The organism is Flavobacterium sp. P1_E4 (assembly GCF_056405915.1).
Map to the genome: position 1 here is coordinate 14,382 of NZ_JBFUBE010000003.1, position 17,404 is coordinate 31,785.

The 17,404-nt window shown below is 33.1% G+C and carries 16 protein-coding genes and 1 tRNA gene; 7 read left to right on the top strand and 10 right to left on the bottom strand.

Annotated features, from left to right (window positions below; all coding sequences use genetic code 11):
• The first annotated feature begins 45 nt into the window (after nt 1-45).
• From AC1DY0_RS03685 to AC1DY0_RS03715, 7 genes are all read left to right on the top strand, one after another.
• On the top strand, nt 46-849 hold the full coding sequence (locus tag AC1DY0_RS03685) for a DUF5991 domain-containing protein (protein ID WP_477187323.1): 804 nt from the start codon (nt 46-48) through the stop codon (nt 847-849).
• Nucleotides 850-1,187: 338 nt separating this feature from the next.
• Entirely contained in the window at nt 1,188-2,069 is an 882-nt protein-coding gene (locus AC1DY0_RS03690; protein WP_477187324.1) for a hypothetical protein, read from the top strand.
• 297 nt (nt 2,070-2,366) lie between these two features.
• A complete protein-coding gene (locus AC1DY0_RS03695; protein ID WP_477187325.1) occupies nt 2,367-2,816 on the top strand; it encodes a hypothetical protein in 450 nt (149 codons plus the stop codon).
• A 68-nt stretch (nt 2,817-2,884) separates the two neighbouring features.
• Complete coding sequence (locus AC1DY0_RS03700) at nt 2,885-4,204, top strand: DUF5458 family protein (RefSeq protein ID WP_477187606.1); 1,320 nt, start codon at nt 2,885-2,887, stop codon at nt 4,202-4,204.
• Between the two features lie 95 nt (nt 4,205-4,299).
• Nucleotides 4,300-4,836: a hypothetical protein gene (locus tag AC1DY0_RS03705; RefSeq protein ID WP_477187326.1), complete on the top strand. Its 537-nt coding sequence runs from the start codon at nt 4,300-4,302 to the stop codon at nt 4,834-4,836.
• Nucleotides 4,837-4,892: 56 nt separating this feature from the next.
• A complete protein-coding gene (locus tag AC1DY0_RS03710; protein WP_477187327.1) occupies nt 4,893-5,606 on the top strand; it encodes a hypothetical protein in 714 nt (237 codons plus the stop codon).
• Nucleotides 5,607-5,612: 6 nt separating this feature from the next.
• The gene (locus tag AC1DY0_RS03715) at nt 5,613-6,044 is read left to right on the top strand and encodes a GPW/gp25 family protein (RefSeq protein WP_477187328.1); all 432 of its coding nucleotides are present in this window, start codon (nt 5,613-5,615) and stop codon (nt 6,042-6,044) included.
• Nucleotides 6,045-6,078: 34 nt separating this feature from the next.
• On the opposite strand, the gene AC1DY0_RS03720 is transcribed toward AC1DY0_RS03715, so the two are convergent.
• From AC1DY0_RS03720 to murD, 10 genes are all read right to left on the bottom strand, one after another.
• Nucleotides 6,079-6,894 carry a zinc-dependent peptidase gene (locus tag AC1DY0_RS03720; protein WP_477187329.1) on the bottom strand — a complete coding sequence of 272 codons (816 nt, stop codon included), beginning with the start codon at nt 6,892-6,894 and terminating at the stop codon, nt 6,079-6,081.
• An 88-nt stretch (nt 6,895-6,982) separates the two neighbouring features.
• Nucleotides 6,983-7,056 (bottom strand) — tRNA-Arg (locus tag AC1DY0_RS03725).
• A gap of 69 nt (nt 7,057-7,125) precedes the next feature.
• Nucleotides 7,126-7,575, bottom strand: a complete 450-nt coding sequence (locus tag AC1DY0_RS03730) for a GatB/YqeY domain-containing protein (protein ID WP_477187330.1) — start codon at nt 7,573-7,575, stop codon at nt 7,126-7,128.
• Between the two features lie 325 nt (nt 7,576-7,900).
• A complete protein-coding gene (ftsZ, locus tag AC1DY0_RS03735) occupies nt 7,901-9,859 on the bottom strand; it encodes a cell division protein FtsZ (RefSeq protein WP_477187607.1) in 1,959 nt (652 codons plus the stop codon).
• 93 nt (nt 9,860-9,952) lie between these two features.
• The gene (gene ftsA, locus AC1DY0_RS03740; RefSeq protein ID WP_477187331.1) at nt 9,953-11,344 is read right to left on the bottom strand and encodes a cell division protein FtsA; all 1,392 of its coding nucleotides are present in this window, start codon (nt 11,342-11,344) and stop codon (nt 9,953-9,955) included.
• Nucleotides 11,345-11,350: 6 nt separating this feature from the next.
• Entirely contained in the window at nt 11,351-12,073 is a 723-nt protein-coding gene (locus tag AC1DY0_RS03745) for a cell division protein FtsQ/DivIB (protein ID WP_477187332.1), read from the bottom strand.
• Nucleotides 12,060-13,409 (bottom strand): UDP-N-acetylmuramate--L-alanine ligase, encoded by a 1,350-nt coding sequence (murC, locus tag AC1DY0_RS03750; RefSeq protein WP_477187333.1) that lies wholly within the window; start codon nt 13,407-13,409, stop codon nt 12,060-12,062. Before murC ends, AC1DY0_RS03745 begins: the two co-directional genes overlap by 14 nt.
• Before the next feature lie 79 nt (nt 13,410-13,488).
• On the bottom strand, nt 13,489-14,577 hold the full coding sequence (gene murG / locus AC1DY0_RS03755) for an undecaprenyldiphospho-muramoylpentapeptide beta-N-acetylglucosaminyltransferase (RefSeq protein ID WP_477187334.1): 1,089 nt from the start codon (nt 14,575-14,577) through the stop codon (nt 13,489-13,491).
• Between the two features lie 79 nt (nt 14,578-14,656).
• A complete protein-coding gene (locus tag AC1DY0_RS03760) occupies nt 14,657-15,976 on the bottom strand; it encodes an FtsW/RodA/SpoVE family cell cycle protein (RefSeq protein ID WP_477187335.1) in 1,320 nt (439 codons plus the stop codon).
• A 96-nt stretch (nt 15,977-16,072) separates the two neighbouring features.
• Entirely contained in the window at nt 16,073-17,404 is a 1,332-nt protein-coding gene (murD, locus tag AC1DY0_RS03765; RefSeq protein WP_477187336.1) for a UDP-N-acetylmuramoyl-L-alanine--D-glutamate ligase, read from the bottom strand.

Sequence of the window (17,404 nt, forward strand, 5' to 3'; positions counted from 1 at the left end):
AAARTGAAAAAAACAAAATTAACATTTATAGGACTATTACTATTTATGGCATTTGGCTGTAAAAATGACAATAAAAAAAATGAATTAGGCATACAGGTTAAAAAAAATAAGAATAGCATTTCTCAAAATTTTTCAAATGACAAATCAAATGACACCTTAGTAGTTTTAGACAATAACATTATTGTTTTCTTTGAACCAAACACAAAAGAAATAAAAGAATTAAAAAAGAAACACGGCGATGATGATTTCTATACAATTGCTGACGATGTTGCAGGATATATTGCAAACATCACGGAACAATTGGATTTAAAAAAAATTAAATACATAACAACCGATAAGATGGTGGTTAACTATAAAAAAACGGGTCTGACAATTAATAAGAATGAATTACAAAGTAAATGGTCAATATTATATTTTAATAAAAATGGAAAAATAAAAATTGTTGCACCTATAAATTTCAATGAGAGTGATTTAAATGTTAATAACAATATTATAGATGACAAATGGTATGGGAAATATGATTACACAATAAATTATGGGAAGATTGATGATTTATCTGGAGCTGTGGTTGGATACAATATTTCAATAACGAAAGATAGCATAATATTTTCAGGATCTGGATATCAAACAGATTTTTATTATTTATGTAATAACGAAATTCATAAGGACACTCTAATACTTAAATACGACAAAACAATTGAAGGAAATCCCTTCAAGGGAGATATAAAACATCCTTTAGTAAAAATGTATTTAAAAAATGGAGATTATTTTTTCAAAAGTGAATTAGTGTATTCTAATGTGAATGGAAAACAAATTAGCAATAATTATGTTAAGGCACTAAAACGTTAAGTGATTTGAAATAAAATCAAAATACTTGAAGGAGACTGCGATTTCGAAAAAGCATTAGACTCAAGAACTCAAATAAAAAACAGTTTATGATAATGCCATTTACAGATTTCAAGGCAAAATGAATCAATTAATAAAATAATATTTGCGCCCGATAGCGCGGATTTGAAATCCTTGCCCACAAAGAGCACAAACTTAACTCCCCCTTCAAGGGTTCAAAACATAAAAAATTCATTAGCATATTAAATAAACAGTTCACAAACATGAAAAAATCACTACTATTTATTATTTTAATTTTAGCAAACACATCATATTGCCAATTTATTAATTACAAGTATAATATGCACATATTATACAAATTGGGTGAAGAAGGAGAGCTACATTCAATCCTTTACAACAACAAAGAATATGCTCCAATTATGAATAAGCAATACACTACTGATCAAAACTTTACAGACAATGATGATGTAAACTTTTCATATTCCTTCAAGAACGAAACGCAGATAGTGAATGGAAAAATCTACAATCAGAAAGATGTTATTATAAGAGGTATTAGTTCTACAGAAATAAATTTTCAAGCTAAAAATCTTGAAAAGACAACAGATTTATATACTGTACACAACTTTAACTGCAGTGAATATAAAAAGGAAATTGAAGATACTAAATCATACATTGTACTCTACACAACCAACCTAAAAGACGGAATAGATTATAACACGCAAATGAAAGAGATTGAAAAATTAGTAGGCGTAGAAATTCCTATTCTAGAAAAAGGAGAAATTATTATTAGTATTGGAATGAATATGTCTAACGGAAACTATTGGGAAATGATAAAGTATATCAAAACCGAATCCATCAAACAAGAAATGGTATTGTCCAAAAAAAACCTTACTGAATTGTATGAATTGATGATACTTGACATAGAAATACCGGAACCGAGTCAATTTCCTTCTCCATCATACTGTACCATTATAGGCTTTGATGAGAATACAGATGAACTAGTCAAAGAAAAAACAGAATATTTTTTAAATGACATGTGTAACTATTTTGAGGAGTTTGGTAAGTACAATAATGAATCATTTTGTCAGTTTTTTGATAATGAGATAGAAAGACAGTCAAAACATTTAGCAAAATACGAAATATTAGATACCAAACAAATACTAAAATATAGAAATGAATTACTCAAATATTCAAAAACAAACTTAAAGGAAAATCTTTTTTAACCAAATAGTGAGAATGCACAATTTTCGGCCACAAGGAGAATAAACACAACAGTCCTTAAAAGACTCCAAACATAAAGAAACATTTCTCTTAGAGACACCCAAAATAAAAATCTAAGGCAAAATACCACAATCTTACAGAACCTTAGTATCAAGCCAAAAGCTTGAGGGATATACTTATGCCCAAAAAGAAAAAATTCCAAAAACATAGCATTTTGAAAGACGCTGTAATACAGCAAAAAATATAAATCTATAAATCATTAAAAAGTTAAAACGAACATTCATTTAAAAACAAAAACTATGTTAACAAATTATGGAATTGGAGGGAATGAGGTAAAATTAGACGCTGATGAAGCAATCAGTGCAATTCCTCAAAACAGAACCCTTATCGCACAAAAACTTACTATTGACACTCCAGTAAAACCAGAATTGGTTGAAGGGATCACAAGTATCGAAAAAGCTTTCGAACACTTTAAACCAGAAGTAAAAGTAAACTTCGAAAATGCTGAAGGGGCTACTAAAACAGAAGCGTTAAAATTTAAAAATCTTGGTGACTTTGGCGTAAAAGGAATTACTACACAAAGTTCTTTTTTATCTGACTTGGAAACAGAGAAAGACCAATACCTAAAAATTATTCGTCAGTTGAAAACGAACAAAATTTTGAAAGCGGCTCTAGAAGATGGTGATGCCAAAAAAGCATTATTAGAAAGCTTAGGCGGGTTAATTAATGAATTAAAAGACAACAAATAAAAAGACATCAGATGAAAGATAATAATACAAAAGGAGCATTTCAGGATAATGATGGGGATGTTGCGGTAATGGAACGTAAAGTTGCAGGATCAGTAGAAAAAAGCGTTGAGAAATTAGCCAAATACGGTGGTTTCGATTTACTGGAAATGTCCATTGAAGGAACTCAAAACTTAAATCCTGACAGAAAAGCAAGAAGAAAAATTTTCTTGGGGGAAATAAACAAAGCCAAAGAAAGAGAAACTTTGATGAAAACCCTAGAATTATGGGTTGCCGTTTTGAACAATAACGAAGCATTGACTGACATGGTCGCGCAATGTGAAGACAAAAGCAAAGAATCGGAAGCATTGCTTAAAAAGAATCTTGCAAAAGCCGTTGAAGATACAAGAGAAATTGAAGCGGCTTACAGAACTTTATCTTTGTTTTACAAAAACACTGAAACGGATAAAGTAAAAAATGTCACTATTGTTAATGCCGATATTGAGCAATTGAAAGACCTTGACAACACTCGCTTTATCGATGCAATTCATTCGGAATTGGTGGACAACTACGATCGTTTGGATCTAAAAAATAACTACGGCATAGTTGTTATTCCTGGCTATTTGGGTTCAAACAAAGTGGTTGAAAAATGGGCTAAAATCGCTCATGAAAACAAAGTGATGCTGGTTACCGATTTTGAGCATCTAGACGAACCGGATGATGTAATGGAAATGTTTGACGCTGCCAACTTAACAGGAGGTGATGTTTATCGTTCAAATGTAATTATGACCTGCAACTGGTTAGTAGGACGTGGCCGTTTTGAACAAATAGGAGAAGGTGAAGATTTATATATCGCTCCATCTGCTGCCCTTGCTGGCAAAATATACAAAACATTAATGTCGCAAGTTACTGCCGGAAAGAAATTTGGAGGTATCAACGAAGTAGACGGAGTGAAATTTGACCTTAAGAAAAGTGAAATTGCTAACCTGGAAAACATGGGATTAGTTCCTATGGTAAATGAGTATGGTAAAGTAATGGCATTTTCGGCTAAAACATTGTTTAGCGGAGACAACTTAGGATTGCAAACGTATTCAGTAGTTCGTGTATTTGACTATGTGACCAAAGTATTAATGGATTTTCTTAACCGTCGTGCTTTCGAGAATTTCACAGCAAAAACTCGTAAAGAAATTATGGGACAAATAGTAAGCTTCCTAGACGGAATTACGGGTCCGGACAAATTAATTGAGAATTTTGAAATTCGTCGTTTTGAGCAAGATCCTATCCAAAAAGATAGAATTTATGTTGACATTCACATGAAACCTTATTTCCCTGCAAAGAACTTCCTTATTAAAATGGATGGTCACAAAGGAGATGATGGCACTGAATGGGATACTGATTACGAACAAAAATAATCCTTTGAATAGTCCACAAAAAAGGGAACGCAATTTTGTGTTTCCTTTTTTTTAAAACCATTTCGAAGAAAATCAAATGCTATAATCCAAAACCGATGAAATTATTTCAAAAAAGTCTATTTCTATTTTTTTTGCTTTCTTTTTCTGGAGCTGTACAAGCTCAAAAAAAGAAAAAGAGTCATCCTTTAGATGGTATCAATTGCCCAATAACCCAAAATGAGTTGTTACTCGACGGAAAACATTTTGCAAGTGTTCCTCCAATTTTTTTAAGAGTTTATAACGAGACTACTGAATATGCAACACTGCAACTTGGAAAAAGAAAAGGAAATGTTTTTTTGTATTTCAAAATATTTACTGACAATACCTGTGTCAAACAAGAACAGCCTTTGGAATTTTATTTTGAAAATGGTGAAATCTTAAGTTTGAAAAATCAGCTCAAAGTAAACTGCGACGGAAATGTTGTTTTAGAATTGAGCGTCAAAGAAATTAAGATCATAAGAAGTCATATGATCAATAAGATTAGGCTTTTTACCCTCAATAAAGATTATGAATTTAGTCCAACCGATGCTGATAACAAATTATTAAGAGAATATTTGACCTGTTTTAAATATTATAAAGTCAAGAACGATTAATCGATTTATTGTCTTTTATAATAACACAAACCTTATCAAAATTAAACATACTAAAAATGCCAATTCCCCAATTAAATCTTTCATTAGGACTTACTGACAATGATGGATCTGTATTTTATGCCGGATCTGGAGAAGGCAAAGTGATTGTTCGAACGGATACCGCATTAACAAAGTACACAATTAGCATTATCATTTCTGAGCAAGAAGTAGGAGCGATTAATTTAAGAACCCATTTATCAGATTCTAACATTCCTTCAGAAATTGAGATTCCTACCTACCAAATGATTCTCACAGATGATAAAACCAATGAAAAAACAATCTATAAAGTTACCCGAGACACTTTCTTTTTCAAAGAACAAACTACAAGGAAAAACATTTGGAGTTTTCTGGGTCTGAAATTTTTAGAACCAAAGAATTTCTTGTTCGAAAACATTCCATTCGAGCCTTTAAAGGAAGAAATAGAGTCTTTTGATATTTCAAAATATAGAAAACTCAATTCAGAAGAGCTCACTTATACTTTTCAAAAAAACAACCAAACCATCCAACTTTTTGCAGGCGATATCAATACCCTTCAAATCCAAAAAGGGATTAGTTACTTTATTATTGTTGATGAAAACAATGGCAAAAAAATGATTGGTGACCTACTCTACCGAGAGAAGTTTTTGAAGCTTATACCAAAAGTAAAATTACATATCGTAAAAAGAAAACAAGTCTCAAAAGCAATAGAAACCAATTTAAAAGGAAAGACAGACAAACTCATTTATCTTTAATAACATATGAAAGGAGCATTTTATAAATTACCCATTGATTTTGGAAGCATTGTCCAAAAAAAAGAGCTTGAAAAAACATCTTTAGAACATTCAATAGCCCAACAAATTATACTCTTAGCTACCACAACTTTTGGCGAATGCAAATTTGATGAAACCTATGGCTCCAAAATATGGGAGATCGATTTTGACCTGTTAATGAATGAAAACACGCTGAAAGAGATCATTTCGAAAACAATGAAACAATCATTAAGCCAACACGAGAAAAGAATTAAAGTGAATGATATAAAGATTGAGCTATCCGAAACAAAATTTTTGGTAAAAGATGTCAATCGTGCAAAGAAAAGAGTCGACATCATCATTGAAGCTACTGTTAAAAGCACCAATAGACCTTTTGATTTTAGGGGCTATTTCTTTGTGGGACCACTCTCTTATAAGTAAATCGCAACCCTTTTATTAGAAAACTAAAACCCAATTAAGACTTTTGATTTAACATCAAACTTACTTTCTCATACAAATCTGGGAAACGAGCTTTGAACTCCAAAGGTGTTTCAAAATAATTCTCCAAGATTACTGCCAGAAATTCAAACTGGTTGGTAAATGCATAGCCCCTGAAATAATTGGATTGCATCAATTGTTCCCTGAAGGCAGCTTCACTCACCTCTGCATTAATAATAGCATACATCCTGGAAAACACTACTGAACCACTATCATTACTTTGCGATCCATGATGATGCAAAACATGGGCAAATTCATGTATTCCAAGATTTATATTATCGGAAGAAATATCAAATCCCTTTTGAAAATCTTCCCAAGAGAAGACAACCGTTCTTGTGTTGGGATTAAATTCTCCCTTATGATACTGTTTTGTAATCCTAGAAAAATAGATTGACGGGTAAATGATTATTGTCTCAAAAACATCGCAAAGATATTCCCGCATACCAAAAGACAGCATAACAAATGTTGCAGCTATATGAACTTTTACCTCTTCGGTAATTTCAAAATTCTCTCGACTTACAAATTCATAATTATCAAAAAAAGATGCTACCCTATGCTCAAAATACACTTTGTTTTTATTCGACAAACGAATATAAAAAGGGAATTGGGTGTTTAAAAAATGCAGTGCATTGGGGCTAATTTTCTTTGGAAAAGGACAAAAATGGATAAAAAGAGGTCTCCCAAACACCAAACCAAAATAGTATTCCAAAAGCCTAAATAAAGCTACCAGAAGAGCTACTACAACAAAAAAAGTAAGGCTAAAAGTAAAAACTACTAGTGTAATGTTATCCATAAATAAATTTGGCAGGTTGGGGTTAGGCTAAATATAAATAAAAAAAAGCAAAATCATAAAATTCATTTATGATTTTGCTTTTTATTTGTGACCGCGGAGGGGTTCGAACCCCCAACCCTCAGAGCCGAAATCTGATATTCTATCCAGTTGAACTACGCGGTCAATATAAAATTTAGATTGTTGATTAACTAGTTTAGATTAAAAAAACACTAACCAACAATCTATTTTATTTTAAGTCAATAATTTTTTTACGATGGTTGAAATGGTTTTTCCCTCGGCAGTACCACCCAATTGAGCAGATGCCAATCCCATTACTTTACCCATTGATGCTATTCCAGACGCTCCTGTTTCGGCAATGATTTTGGCGATTACAGCTTCTACTTCTTCTTCGCTTAATTGAGCTGGCAAGAATTTTTCGATTACCGCGATTTGTGCCAATTCAGGCTCAGCCAAATCCAAACGATTTTGCTCTGTAAATATTCTGGCGCTTTCTTTACGAGTTTTAACTAATCTTTGAAGCAATTTAATCTCATCATCAGCCGATATTTCTTCTTTTGAACCTGATGCTGTCTGCGCCAATAAAAGTTCTGATTTTATAGCTCTTAATGCTTCTAATGCTACTGTATCTTTGGCTCTCATGGCGGTTTTTAATTCGTCCATGATTTGAATTGATAAACTCATATTCTGTATTTTAAATTTAAAATTTTAGATTTCAGATTGTCTCTTTGAAAACCAATCTCTGTGACTGCCCCAGATGGAAATGGAAAGCCTTTTTGGGAGAAACTATATTTTTTCTTGAACCAGAAAAGCGACTGAAAGAAGCTCTTTCTTGTTCTTAGAAAAAAATAGTTACGACAAAAAGCTTGTAATGTACAGCTGGATAAGGCCCGACAAATTTAGAAAATTTAACTCGCATTAACAACTTCTTGTTTTATGCTTTATACTCAAAAAAATAACCCGAAAATTGAATAAAATTTTCGGGCTATCTCAAAATGGTTTGAGTTAGTTAGTCTACATTGTCATGTAAATAGGAGTTGTTGGAACGCAACTGCAAGTCATTATTACTATCTGTTCCAACTGATATTCTTGACGTAGAATTATTGGTTTGTGAACTACTAAGGTCGATGCCAAATCTTTTGTAAGCTGGCTCTCTTTCTAGTTCATCCACTCTTGATACATTATCATGAAACTTATAATTGAAATCTTTAAGTTTTTTTCTTCTTTCTTCAGCTCTGAATCTAAGTGTTTCTTCGATTGTCATGTCAACTGGAGAATTGTTCGCCAGAACAGGACTTTCGACAACTGGCTCAGACACTTGCTTCATTGTTATGTTCAATTCAGCCGGTATTACTTCCTCTTCAATTTTGGCTACAGGCTTGCTTTCCATCAAGTCATTCTCTGCTTCCATGTATTCTTCAAGAGAGTATTTTATAATCCCGTTATCTGACAATTCAGTTACTGGAACGAACTGAACAGGTTGTACTACTTTGATATCGCGAGTTTCATTTGTCAATTCAAACAAGAAATTATTTGATTCCTCTTTTGCTTGAACAGGCTCTGGTTTGCTTAATGGCAAATCGAATGAAAAAGCAGTTTGCTCTTGTTTTTCTTCAAAACGTACTGGCTCTGCTCTTACTTCTCTTACTTGCTCAACAACAGGGTTTGCAACGATAAAATCGATCTCTTTCATTGGAGAAACAATTTCGAATGTTACATCCAAATTTTTGATAAATTCAGTCATCCCTATTAATTCATCTTCATTGATAGAAGCAATTATCGGAGACTCAACTATAGCCGCAGGAGTTACAACATCTTCGATTAAATCAAAAACGATTCTTTCATCAGAGTTTGAAACCGGCGTTTCTGCATTTAAATTAAAGTTTGCAACGGTGTTTCTAGTTAGATCAAAAACACCTCTCTGCTCTTCTTCTAGAGTGTGGATTATTTTTTTAGGCTCAACATTTACGATTTCGTTTTGTTGTTCCACATTAAAACCTGTAGCGATAATAGTTACTGCAATGGCATCACCAAGACTTTCGTCCTCACCAACTCCCATAATAATATTAGCATTAGAACCTGCTTCATATTGAATATGCTCATTGATTTCGGCAATTTCATCGATAGTAATTTCATTAGTTCCAGAAACGATAAGCAACAATACGTTTTTGGCTCCTGTAATTTTATTATCGTTTAAAAGTGGAGAATCTAAAGCAGCAACAATTCCTTCCTTAGCTCTATTTTCACCAGAGGAAACAGAAGATCCCATAATAGCAGTTCCGCTATTATACAATACTGTTTTGGCATCACGTAAATCGATATTTTGAGTATAGTGATGTGTTATTACTTCGGCAATTCCTCTAGAGGCAGTTGCCAAAACTTCATCCGCTTTTGAAAACCCGGCTTTGAAACCTAGATTTCCATATACTTCTCTTAATTTATTATTATTGATAACGATTAAAGAATCGACTTGCTTGCGCAATTTTTCGATACCAATAAGCGCTTGTTCTTGACGTACTTTACCTTCGAATAAGAATGGTAAAGTTACGATTCCTACTGTAAGTATGTCTCTTTCTTTGGCTAGTTGAGCGATAACTGGGGCAGCACCTGTTCCAGTTCCACCACCCATCCCGGCAGTGATAAATACCATTTTGGTATTAATATCTAACATTTTTTCAATGTCAGCGATGCTTTCTATAGCTGATTGGTGTCCAATATCTGGATTTGCTCCAGCGCCTAATCCCTCAGTCAAATTCATCCCTAACTGAATTTTATTGGGTACAGCACTATTATCCAATGCTTGAGAATCGGTATTACAGACGATAAAATCAACGCCTTTAATCCCTTGTTTAAACATGTGGTTTATAGCGTTGCTACCGCCACCACCTACTCCAATTACTTTGATTACATTTGATTGATTTTTTGGCAAATCAAATGAAATACTTCCAAATTCTGTGTTGCTTGGCATCATATGGGGTTCTAATTTTTTATTAACTTTATCTCTAACTACTCTAGGCTTGGGGCAAAAAGGAGGTATGATAACATTTTTATTCTTTATTTATTATTCTGCGTTGTCCAAAAAATCTTTAATCTTGTCCACATATTTATCAAAAAACGATCTTCTTATCTTATTTTCAGTAGATTCCTCCCTAACAGGATCTACTTGAAGTACTCTTTCGGGTTGCACATAAACCTCTTCTTTAATTTCAACTTTTTCTTCTACAATAGGCTCTCTATAATAAGTTACTTTTTCAGGTGTTACTGTTGCCTGCATTTTAACTGCACTTTGCGTTTTGTTTTCAATGCTGTTCATTACTAATCCAACTGCTGTGGCATATAATGGACTTGAAATTTCTTCATCAGAGTTTCCTGCTAGGTGCTCGTTTGGATAACCAATTCTAGTATCCATTCCAGTAATGTATTCTACCAATTGCTTGATATGTTTCAATTGTGCACCACCACCTGTAAGAACGATTCCAGCAATCAACTTTTTACGAGGATCTTCATGTCCATAAGCTCTTACTTCGGTAAAAACTTGCTCAATGATTTCAACAACTCTGGCATTTATTATTTTTGAAAGGTTTTTTAACGAAATTTCTTTAGGCTCTCTTCCTCTTAATCCTGGAATAGAAACAATCTCATTGTCTTTATTTTCTCCTGGCCAAGCAGAACCAAATTTCACCTTCAATAATTCGGCTTGTTTTTCTATAATCGAACAACCCTCTTTTATGTCATCTGTAATTACATTTCCTCCGAAAGGTATTACTGCAGTATGACGAATAATTCCATCTTTGAAAATAGCCAAATCTGTTGTTCCTCCTCCAATATCAATAAGAGCAACTCCGGCTTCTTTTTCTTCCTGACTCAAAACTGCATCGGAAGAAGCTAATGGCTCCAATGTCAAACCTGACAATTCGATACCTGAACTTTGAATACATCTTCCAACGTTTCTAATAGAAGAAGCCTGTCCAACTACTACATGAAAACTGCTTTCCAATCTTCCACCATACATTCCGATTGGCTCTTTAACATCCGATTGTCCATCAATTTTAAATTCTTGAGGCAATACATGAATAATCTCTTCTCCTGGCAACATGGCCAATTTATGAACCTGATTGATCAATAAATCAATATCGCTTCCTCCTATAACTTCCTCAGGATTGCTTCTGCTAATGTAATCGCTATGCTGAATACTTCTGATATGCTGACCAGCAATACCAACTACAACATCTTTTATTTTATACCCAGAATTATTTTCTGCCTCAAGTATTGCTTGTTGAATAGATTGAATGGTTTGCGTAATATTATTCACAACACCTCTAGCCACACCTAAGCTTTTAGATTTTCCAACACCTAAAATTTCAAGTTTACCATATTCATTCTTTTTGCCTATCATGGCAACAATTTTCGTCGTCCCAATATCTAGACCTACTGCAATATTCTCTTTTTCCATTTTCTATTATTTTGTGCAAACTACTTGTTCCGTAAATCTGAGATCTATTTTTTTATAATTATACAAAGAACTATCCAAACTTACTTTTTGAAAAAAAGCTTTATAGTTTTGAAATTTACGTTCTACATTTATCAAACTACCAAAATCAATTTGATAATTATAATTTCTATTGAGCATTAATAAGCTACCATTAGGCATAATTTGTATACCAATGATGTTTTTTCTCAAAAACGCATCATCATAAATTATCTTAAATAATTTAAATAAATCTTTGCTATTTTTCTTGTTTATCTCCCCAGAAACAAGTGGAACTCGAGCTGTGAAATTAGCTGATAAAGGCATGGTATTTCCCTCACTGTCAATATAGAAGGAACCCTCATCATTAAAGACCCTAGCTATAGGTGTCTTCTGTTTCACAACTGCTTTTAGAACACCATCGATACTCACATAAACATCTGCTTTCTCAATCATTTCTTGAGCATTTAATACTTGCTCCAATCTATTCAAATCTAGCCTATCTTTTCTTATGGTTTTAGCATTCGAATTATTTTCTATCAACAATTTATTAACCGTTTCATTCTTTAAATAAAGAGAGTTTTCGCCTACAAAAACAACTTCGCTTTTAGTTAATTTTCTTTTTGAATTTCGTTTAGAGGTAAACGAAAAAAGAAAAATTACCAAAACAAACATGAGTAATAATCGTATATTATTCCAATTAAAGACTTTCATATAATGCTTTTTTAATTGAAGGAACCATTTCTCCTAAATCACCTGCCCCAATTGTTACAATAACAGTGGCATCATTTCCTAAAATTGAAGGAATTAAATCTTCTTTACTAACAATTTTCTTATGTTCATTTGTCATTTTATCCATTAACCATTGTGAATTAATACCTTCCATAGGCAATTCTCGGGCAGGATAAATTTCCATTAAAAAGACTTCATCAAAAGCCGATAAACTTTTAGCAAAATTATCAGCAAAGTCTCTAGTTCTACTGAATAAGTGCGGTTGAAAAATCGCTAACACTTTTTGACCTGGATACAATTCCCGAACGGCTTGATGAACTGCGTTAATTTCTGTTGGATGATGTGCATAATCATCGATATATACAAGATTATCCTCTTTAATTTGATACGAAAAACGTCTTCTAATTCCTTTAAAAGAAACTAAAGCTTTAGCAATAACCTCGGTCGGGGTGCCGTAGGTTATTGCCATAGCCAATGCCATCAAAGCATTCATTAAGTTATGCTTACCTGGCAATCCAAAACGCAAATCTTTAATAGTTTCGTCAGGAGTTTTAACATCAAAAACGTAGCTTCCGCTTTCTATTCTTACATTGAAGGCTTCAAAAACAGCATCTTCATTAACTCCACAAATCATCCCTTCAATAGGCAATTCACTGGTTATAAAAAGCTTGCTCTTATCTTCAACTTTATTTGCAAATTCCACAAATGATTCTTCAATTGCTGCGCTTGTACCGTAAATATCCAAATGATCCGCATCCATAGACGTGATACAGGCGATATTTGGATGTAAATGCAAGAAGGAACGATCAAATTCATCAGCTTCAACAACAGTAACTGTTTTACCGGTTCCAATTAAATTAGAATCATAATTTTCAACAATCCCACCTATAAAAGCTGTCACATCAGCTCCACTTTCATACAAAATATGTCCTAAAATACTAGAAGTCGTGGTTTTTCCATGAGTTCCCGCAACTGCAAAACAAAAAGTATCTTGAGTAATAATGCCCAGAACTTCTGCTCTCTTTTTTACTTGATAATCTCTTTCCAAGAAATAATTCCACTCAGAATGCTTAACAGGTACCGCAGGAGTAATTATTACTAATGTATTTTCAGCATAATAATCATTTGGAATTAGATTAATATTGTCTTCAAAATGAATATCAATTCCACTTTCAATCAATTCACTGGTAAGAATAGAAGGTGTTTTATCATAGCCCGAAACTTGTTTTCCTATAGTTTTGAAATAACGAGCCAAAGCACTCATTCCGATTCCTCCGATTCCTATGAAATAGACGTTTTTAATTTGATTTAAATTCATTTTGCTTCTTATTTTAATTTATCAGGATTATCCGTTTTCATGCTACACATTCGACATGCTAATCGATTCATTAACTTTATTATTTAATCAACTTAACAATTGCATCAACAATTTGTTCTGTTGCTTTTGGCTTAGCCAATAACTTAATATTTTCACTCAATTGATCTTGCTTCCCTTGGTCTTTTATCAAGGATTCAAATACCAAGCTAAAGTCTTCATCCAATTGTGATTCTTTAAGCAAAATAGCTCCTTTCTTTTTTACTATTGCTTCGGCATTTTTAGTTTGGTGATCTTCGGCAACATTTGGTGATGGAATAAAAATCACCGGTTTTCCAACAATACACAGCTCTGAAACAGAAGAAGCTCCGGCTCTCGAAATAACAACATCTGCAGCAGCATAAACCAAATCCATCCTTTCAATAAAGGCTAGAACCTGTACATTATGTTTATTATATTTTTTATAATCTTCTAAATAAAACTTCCCGCATTGCCATATCACCTGCACATTTAAAGAAAGTAGATTATGCAATTCTTTTTCGATCAATTGATTGATTCTTCTGGCACCAAGACTTCCTCCGAGAACCAACAATGTTTTCTTGGATGGATCCAAATTAAAATATTCGATAGCTTCTTTTCTTTTATCCTGGATATCCAATAAATCTTGACGAACTGGATTTCCGGTCAAAATTATTTTGTCTTCTGGAAAAAAACGTTCCAAATGATCATAAGCAACACAAATACTATTTGCTTTTTTACTCAAAAGTTTATTAGTAATTCCCGGATAAGAGTTTTGTTCTTGGATAACGGTTGGGATATTCATACTATTGGCCATTTTCAACAATGGTCCGCTGGCGAATCCGCCTGTACCAATAACAACATCTGGTTGGAATTTTTTTATAATTTTTCTGGATTCCCATAAACTATTCAATAATTTAAATGGGAACATTGCATTTTGAATTGTTAGTTTTCTTTGTAGACCAGCAATCCAAAGACCTTTTATTTTATAACCTGCTTGAGGCACTTTTTGCATTTCCATTTTGTCTTTGGCACCAACGAACAAAATTTCAGCATCGGGAAAACGAGACTCCAACTCGTTTGCAATTGCAATCGCAGGATAAATGTGTCCTCCTGTACCTCCTCCACTCAAGATAAATCTATGTTTTGCCATTTTGAAAAAATTTCTAAGTTGCTTCTTTTAATACTAAATTGTAACGAATTGTATTATTTATAAAATCTAATAAACCCAATTATTTTAACACCGCATTCATTGGGTTCATTGAATTATCCGTAATTGAATAATCACTTGTGTCAAAATTGTCATTTACATTTTTAAAATCTGCTTCCTCAAGATCTGCTTCCAATTCTCTATCTATAAGTTTTTGAAGTATTTCTTCTCTTTTTTCTTTTTCTAATTTTTCTTGTGTAATTTCTTCTTCTTTTTTGGTCACGCTCAAAATAATTCCGAGTCCAAAACAAGTCATCCAAATCGAACTACCTCCACTACTTATCAAAGGCAATGTTTGTCCGGTAACCGGCAATAACTCTACGGCAACCGCCATATTAATCATCGCTTGAAAAATCATTGGAAACCCTAACCCTATCACCACCAATTTTCCAAAGAGCGTATTTGCTTTATGAGAGGCGACTACAAATCGGAATAACAAAAGCAGATACAAAACTAAAACTCCTAAACCTCCTACAAGTCCATATTCTTCAACAATAATGGCATAAATAAAATCAGAAGAAGACTGTGGCAAAAAATTTTTCTGAACACTTTTTCCAGGTCCCAAACCATATATTTGTCCAGAAGCGATAGCTATTTTAGCCTTTTCTATTTGATAATCATCTTCATCAGCTTTATTGCTTGTGAAATTTTCAATACGACTTTGCCATGTCCCTACCCTGCTGAAAAATTTAGATTCAGGAAAAGCTTTTGACATTAAAAAAAACAAAGTCAAAATCACGACTCCAGAACCTATGATGAAAAAGATGTACTTCAAAGGATATCTACCAACAAAAGCAAGCATAAGTACCATTGAAAAGATCAAAGCTGTAGTAGAAAAATTGGCTGGCAGAATGAACATCAATGTTATAAAAACCGGAGTCCACAGCTCCCATAAAGAAGACTTAAAAGTAATAGGCGTTTCTCTGGTTTTGGATAAGTAACGAGCAACAAAAATGAACAGCATAATTGCCGCCAATGTTGATGTTTGAAACGACAATCCTATAAAAGGAATCTGAATCCATCTACTCGCATTTGCACCTGCAATCACGGTTCCTTTTACTAAAGTATAAGCCAATAAAAGCCAAACTATAGGCAGTCCCGCTTTCGAAATTGCTCTAAAATAATGATACGGAATTTTATGAACCCAATAAATAATTAAAAATCCAATACAGATATGAGCAAAATGTTTTACCAAATAACCTAATGTATTCCCAGTACCATGACCCAAATAAGCCAAATTACTACTTGCACTAAAAACTGGCATAAAAGAAAACAGGCCCAATAAGGCCACGAATGACCAAATGCCTTTATCTCCTTTTAGCTTGTTAATTAGTTCTTTCATTTTATTATATTTAGTGAGGTTTATGAGTTTATTAAAAATAAATTTAGAATTAACTTTTATCTAAACATTCTAAACTCTTATCCTTTTAAACTTATTTTATAGATTTTTAACTGCTTGTTTGAATTGTTTTCCTCTGTCTTCATAGCTTTCAAACAAATCAAAACTGGCACATGCTGGTGATAATAATACTGTATCTCCTTTTTCAGATAGACGTTGAGCCATGCGGACAGCTTCATTCATACTTGTTACTTCAACCATTATATCAACTACATTTCCGAAGGCATCAATAATTTTTTTATTATCAACCCCTAAACAAACAATTGCTTTTACTTTTTCACGAACTAAAGACATTAATTCATGGTAATCATTTCCTTTATCAACTCCTCCCACTATCCAAACAGTTGGTGTGTTCATACTGTCTAAAGCAAAAAATACTGAATTTACATTGGTAGCTTTTGAATCATTTATATATTGAACATTTTGGATCTTCAATACTTTTTCCAAACGATGTTCAACACCTTGAAAATTAGACAAACTTTCACGAATTGTTTCTTTTCTTATTTGCAAAATTTTTGCAACAGAAGTAGCAGCCATAGCATTCTTTAAATTATGTTTTCCTTCTAATGCAATGTATTCCGTGTCCATTGAAAACTCTTCTTGATTGATCTTTACTTCCATTTTGTTATTTTTTATATAAGCTCCTTCGGTAAATTCGTCGGTTAACGAAAAAGGAATTAATTTGGCTTTAACTTTATTTTTACTCAACCATTCTAAAATGGCTTCATCGTTTGCATCATAAATAAGGAAATCTTCCTCTGTTTGATTCATCGTGATACGAAATTTAGACTCAATATAATTTTGATATTTGTAATCATATCGATCTAAATGATCTGGACTAATATTCGTTATTATCGCAATGTCCGGTCTGTAATCCACAATTCCATCTAACTGAAAACTGCTCAACTCTATCACATAAAAATCATAATTATTATCTGCGACCTGCCAAGCAAAACTTTTACCTACATTTCCAGCTAATCCTACATTCAATCCTGCTGTTTTCAACAAGTGATGCGTAAGCATTGTAGTGGTCGTTTTTCCGTTACTTCCCGTTATCCCAATGGTAAGAGCCTTTGTAAAAGGAGCTGCAAATTCAATCTCGGAGATTACAGCAATACCTTTATTTTTTAATTGCTTCACAATTGGTGATTTATCAGGAATACCGGGGCTTTTCATAACCAAATCGGCATTCAATACTAAATCTTCAGTATGCTTTCCTTCTTCCCAAGCGATGCCATTTATAATTAACACCTCTTTATAACTGTCCTTTATCTTTCCAAAATCGGATACAAAAACATCATATCCTTTTTTCTTACCTAGAATAGCAGTACCTACACCACTTTCTCCTCCTCCTAAAATCACTAGCCTCAT

Excerpts from the sequence above, each read along its gene's own strand:
- murD (WP_477187336.1), bottom strand. The coding sequence starts at position 17,404 with ATGAGGCTAGTGATTTTAGGAGGAGGAGAAAGTGGTGTAGGTACTGCT.
- ftsA (WP_477187331.1), bottom strand. The coding sequence starts at position 11,344 with ATGGAAAAAGAGAATATTGCAGTAGGTCTAGATATTGGGACGACGAAA.
- AC1DY0_RS03730 (WP_477187330.1), bottom strand. The coding sequence starts at position 7,575 with ATGAGTTTATCAATTCAAATCATGGACGAATTAAAAACCGCCATGAGA.
- AC1DY0_RS03700 (WP_477187606.1), top strand. The coding sequence starts at position 2,885 with ATGGAACGTAAAGTTGCAGGATCAGTAGAAAAAAGCGTTGAGAAATTA.
- AC1DY0_RS03720 (WP_477187329.1), bottom strand. The coding sequence starts at position 6,894 with ATGGATAACATTACACTAGTAGTTTTTACTTTTAGCCTTACTTTTTTT.
- AC1DY0_RS03710 (WP_477187327.1), top strand. The coding sequence starts at position 4,893 with ATGCCAATTCCCCAATTAAATCTTTCATTAGGACTTACTGACAATGAT.
- AC1DY0_RS03715 (WP_477187328.1), top strand. The coding sequence starts at position 5,613 with ATGAAAGGAGCATTTTATAAATTACCCATTGATTTTGGAAGCATTGTC.
- AC1DY0_RS03705 (WP_477187326.1), top strand. The coding sequence starts at position 4,300 with ATGAAATTATTTCAAAAAAGTCTATTTCTATTTTTTTTGCTTTCTTTT.
- murG (WP_477187334.1), bottom strand. The coding sequence starts at position 14,577 with ATGGCAAAACATAGATTTATCTTGAGTGGAGGAGGTACAGGAGGACAC.
- AC1DY0_RS03690 (WP_477187324.1), top strand. The coding sequence starts at position 1,188 with ATGCACATATTATACAAATTGGGTGAAGAAGGAGAGCTACATTCAATC.
- ftsZ (WP_477187607.1), bottom strand. The coding sequence starts at position 9,859 with ATGCCAAGCAACACAGAATTTGGAAGTATTTCATTTGATTTGCCAAAA.
- AC1DY0_RS03745 (WP_477187332.1), bottom strand. The coding sequence starts at position 12,073 with ATGAAAGTCTTTAATTGGAATAATATACGATTATTACTCATGTTTGTT.
- murC (WP_477187333.1), bottom strand. The coding sequence starts at position 13,409 with ATGAATTTAAATCAAATTAAAAACGTCTATTTCATAGGAATCGGAGGA.
- AC1DY0_RS03695 (WP_477187325.1), top strand. The coding sequence starts at position 2,367 with ATGTTAACAAATTATGGAATTGGAGGGAATGAGGTAAAATTAGACGCT.
- AC1DY0_RS03685 (WP_477187323.1), top strand. The coding sequence starts at position 46 with ATGGCATTTGGCTGTAAAAATGACAATAAAAAAAATGAATTAGGCATA.
- AC1DY0_RS03760 (WP_477187335.1), bottom strand. The coding sequence starts at position 15,976 with ATGAAAGAACTAATTAACAAGCTAAAAGGAGATAAAGGCATTTGGTCA.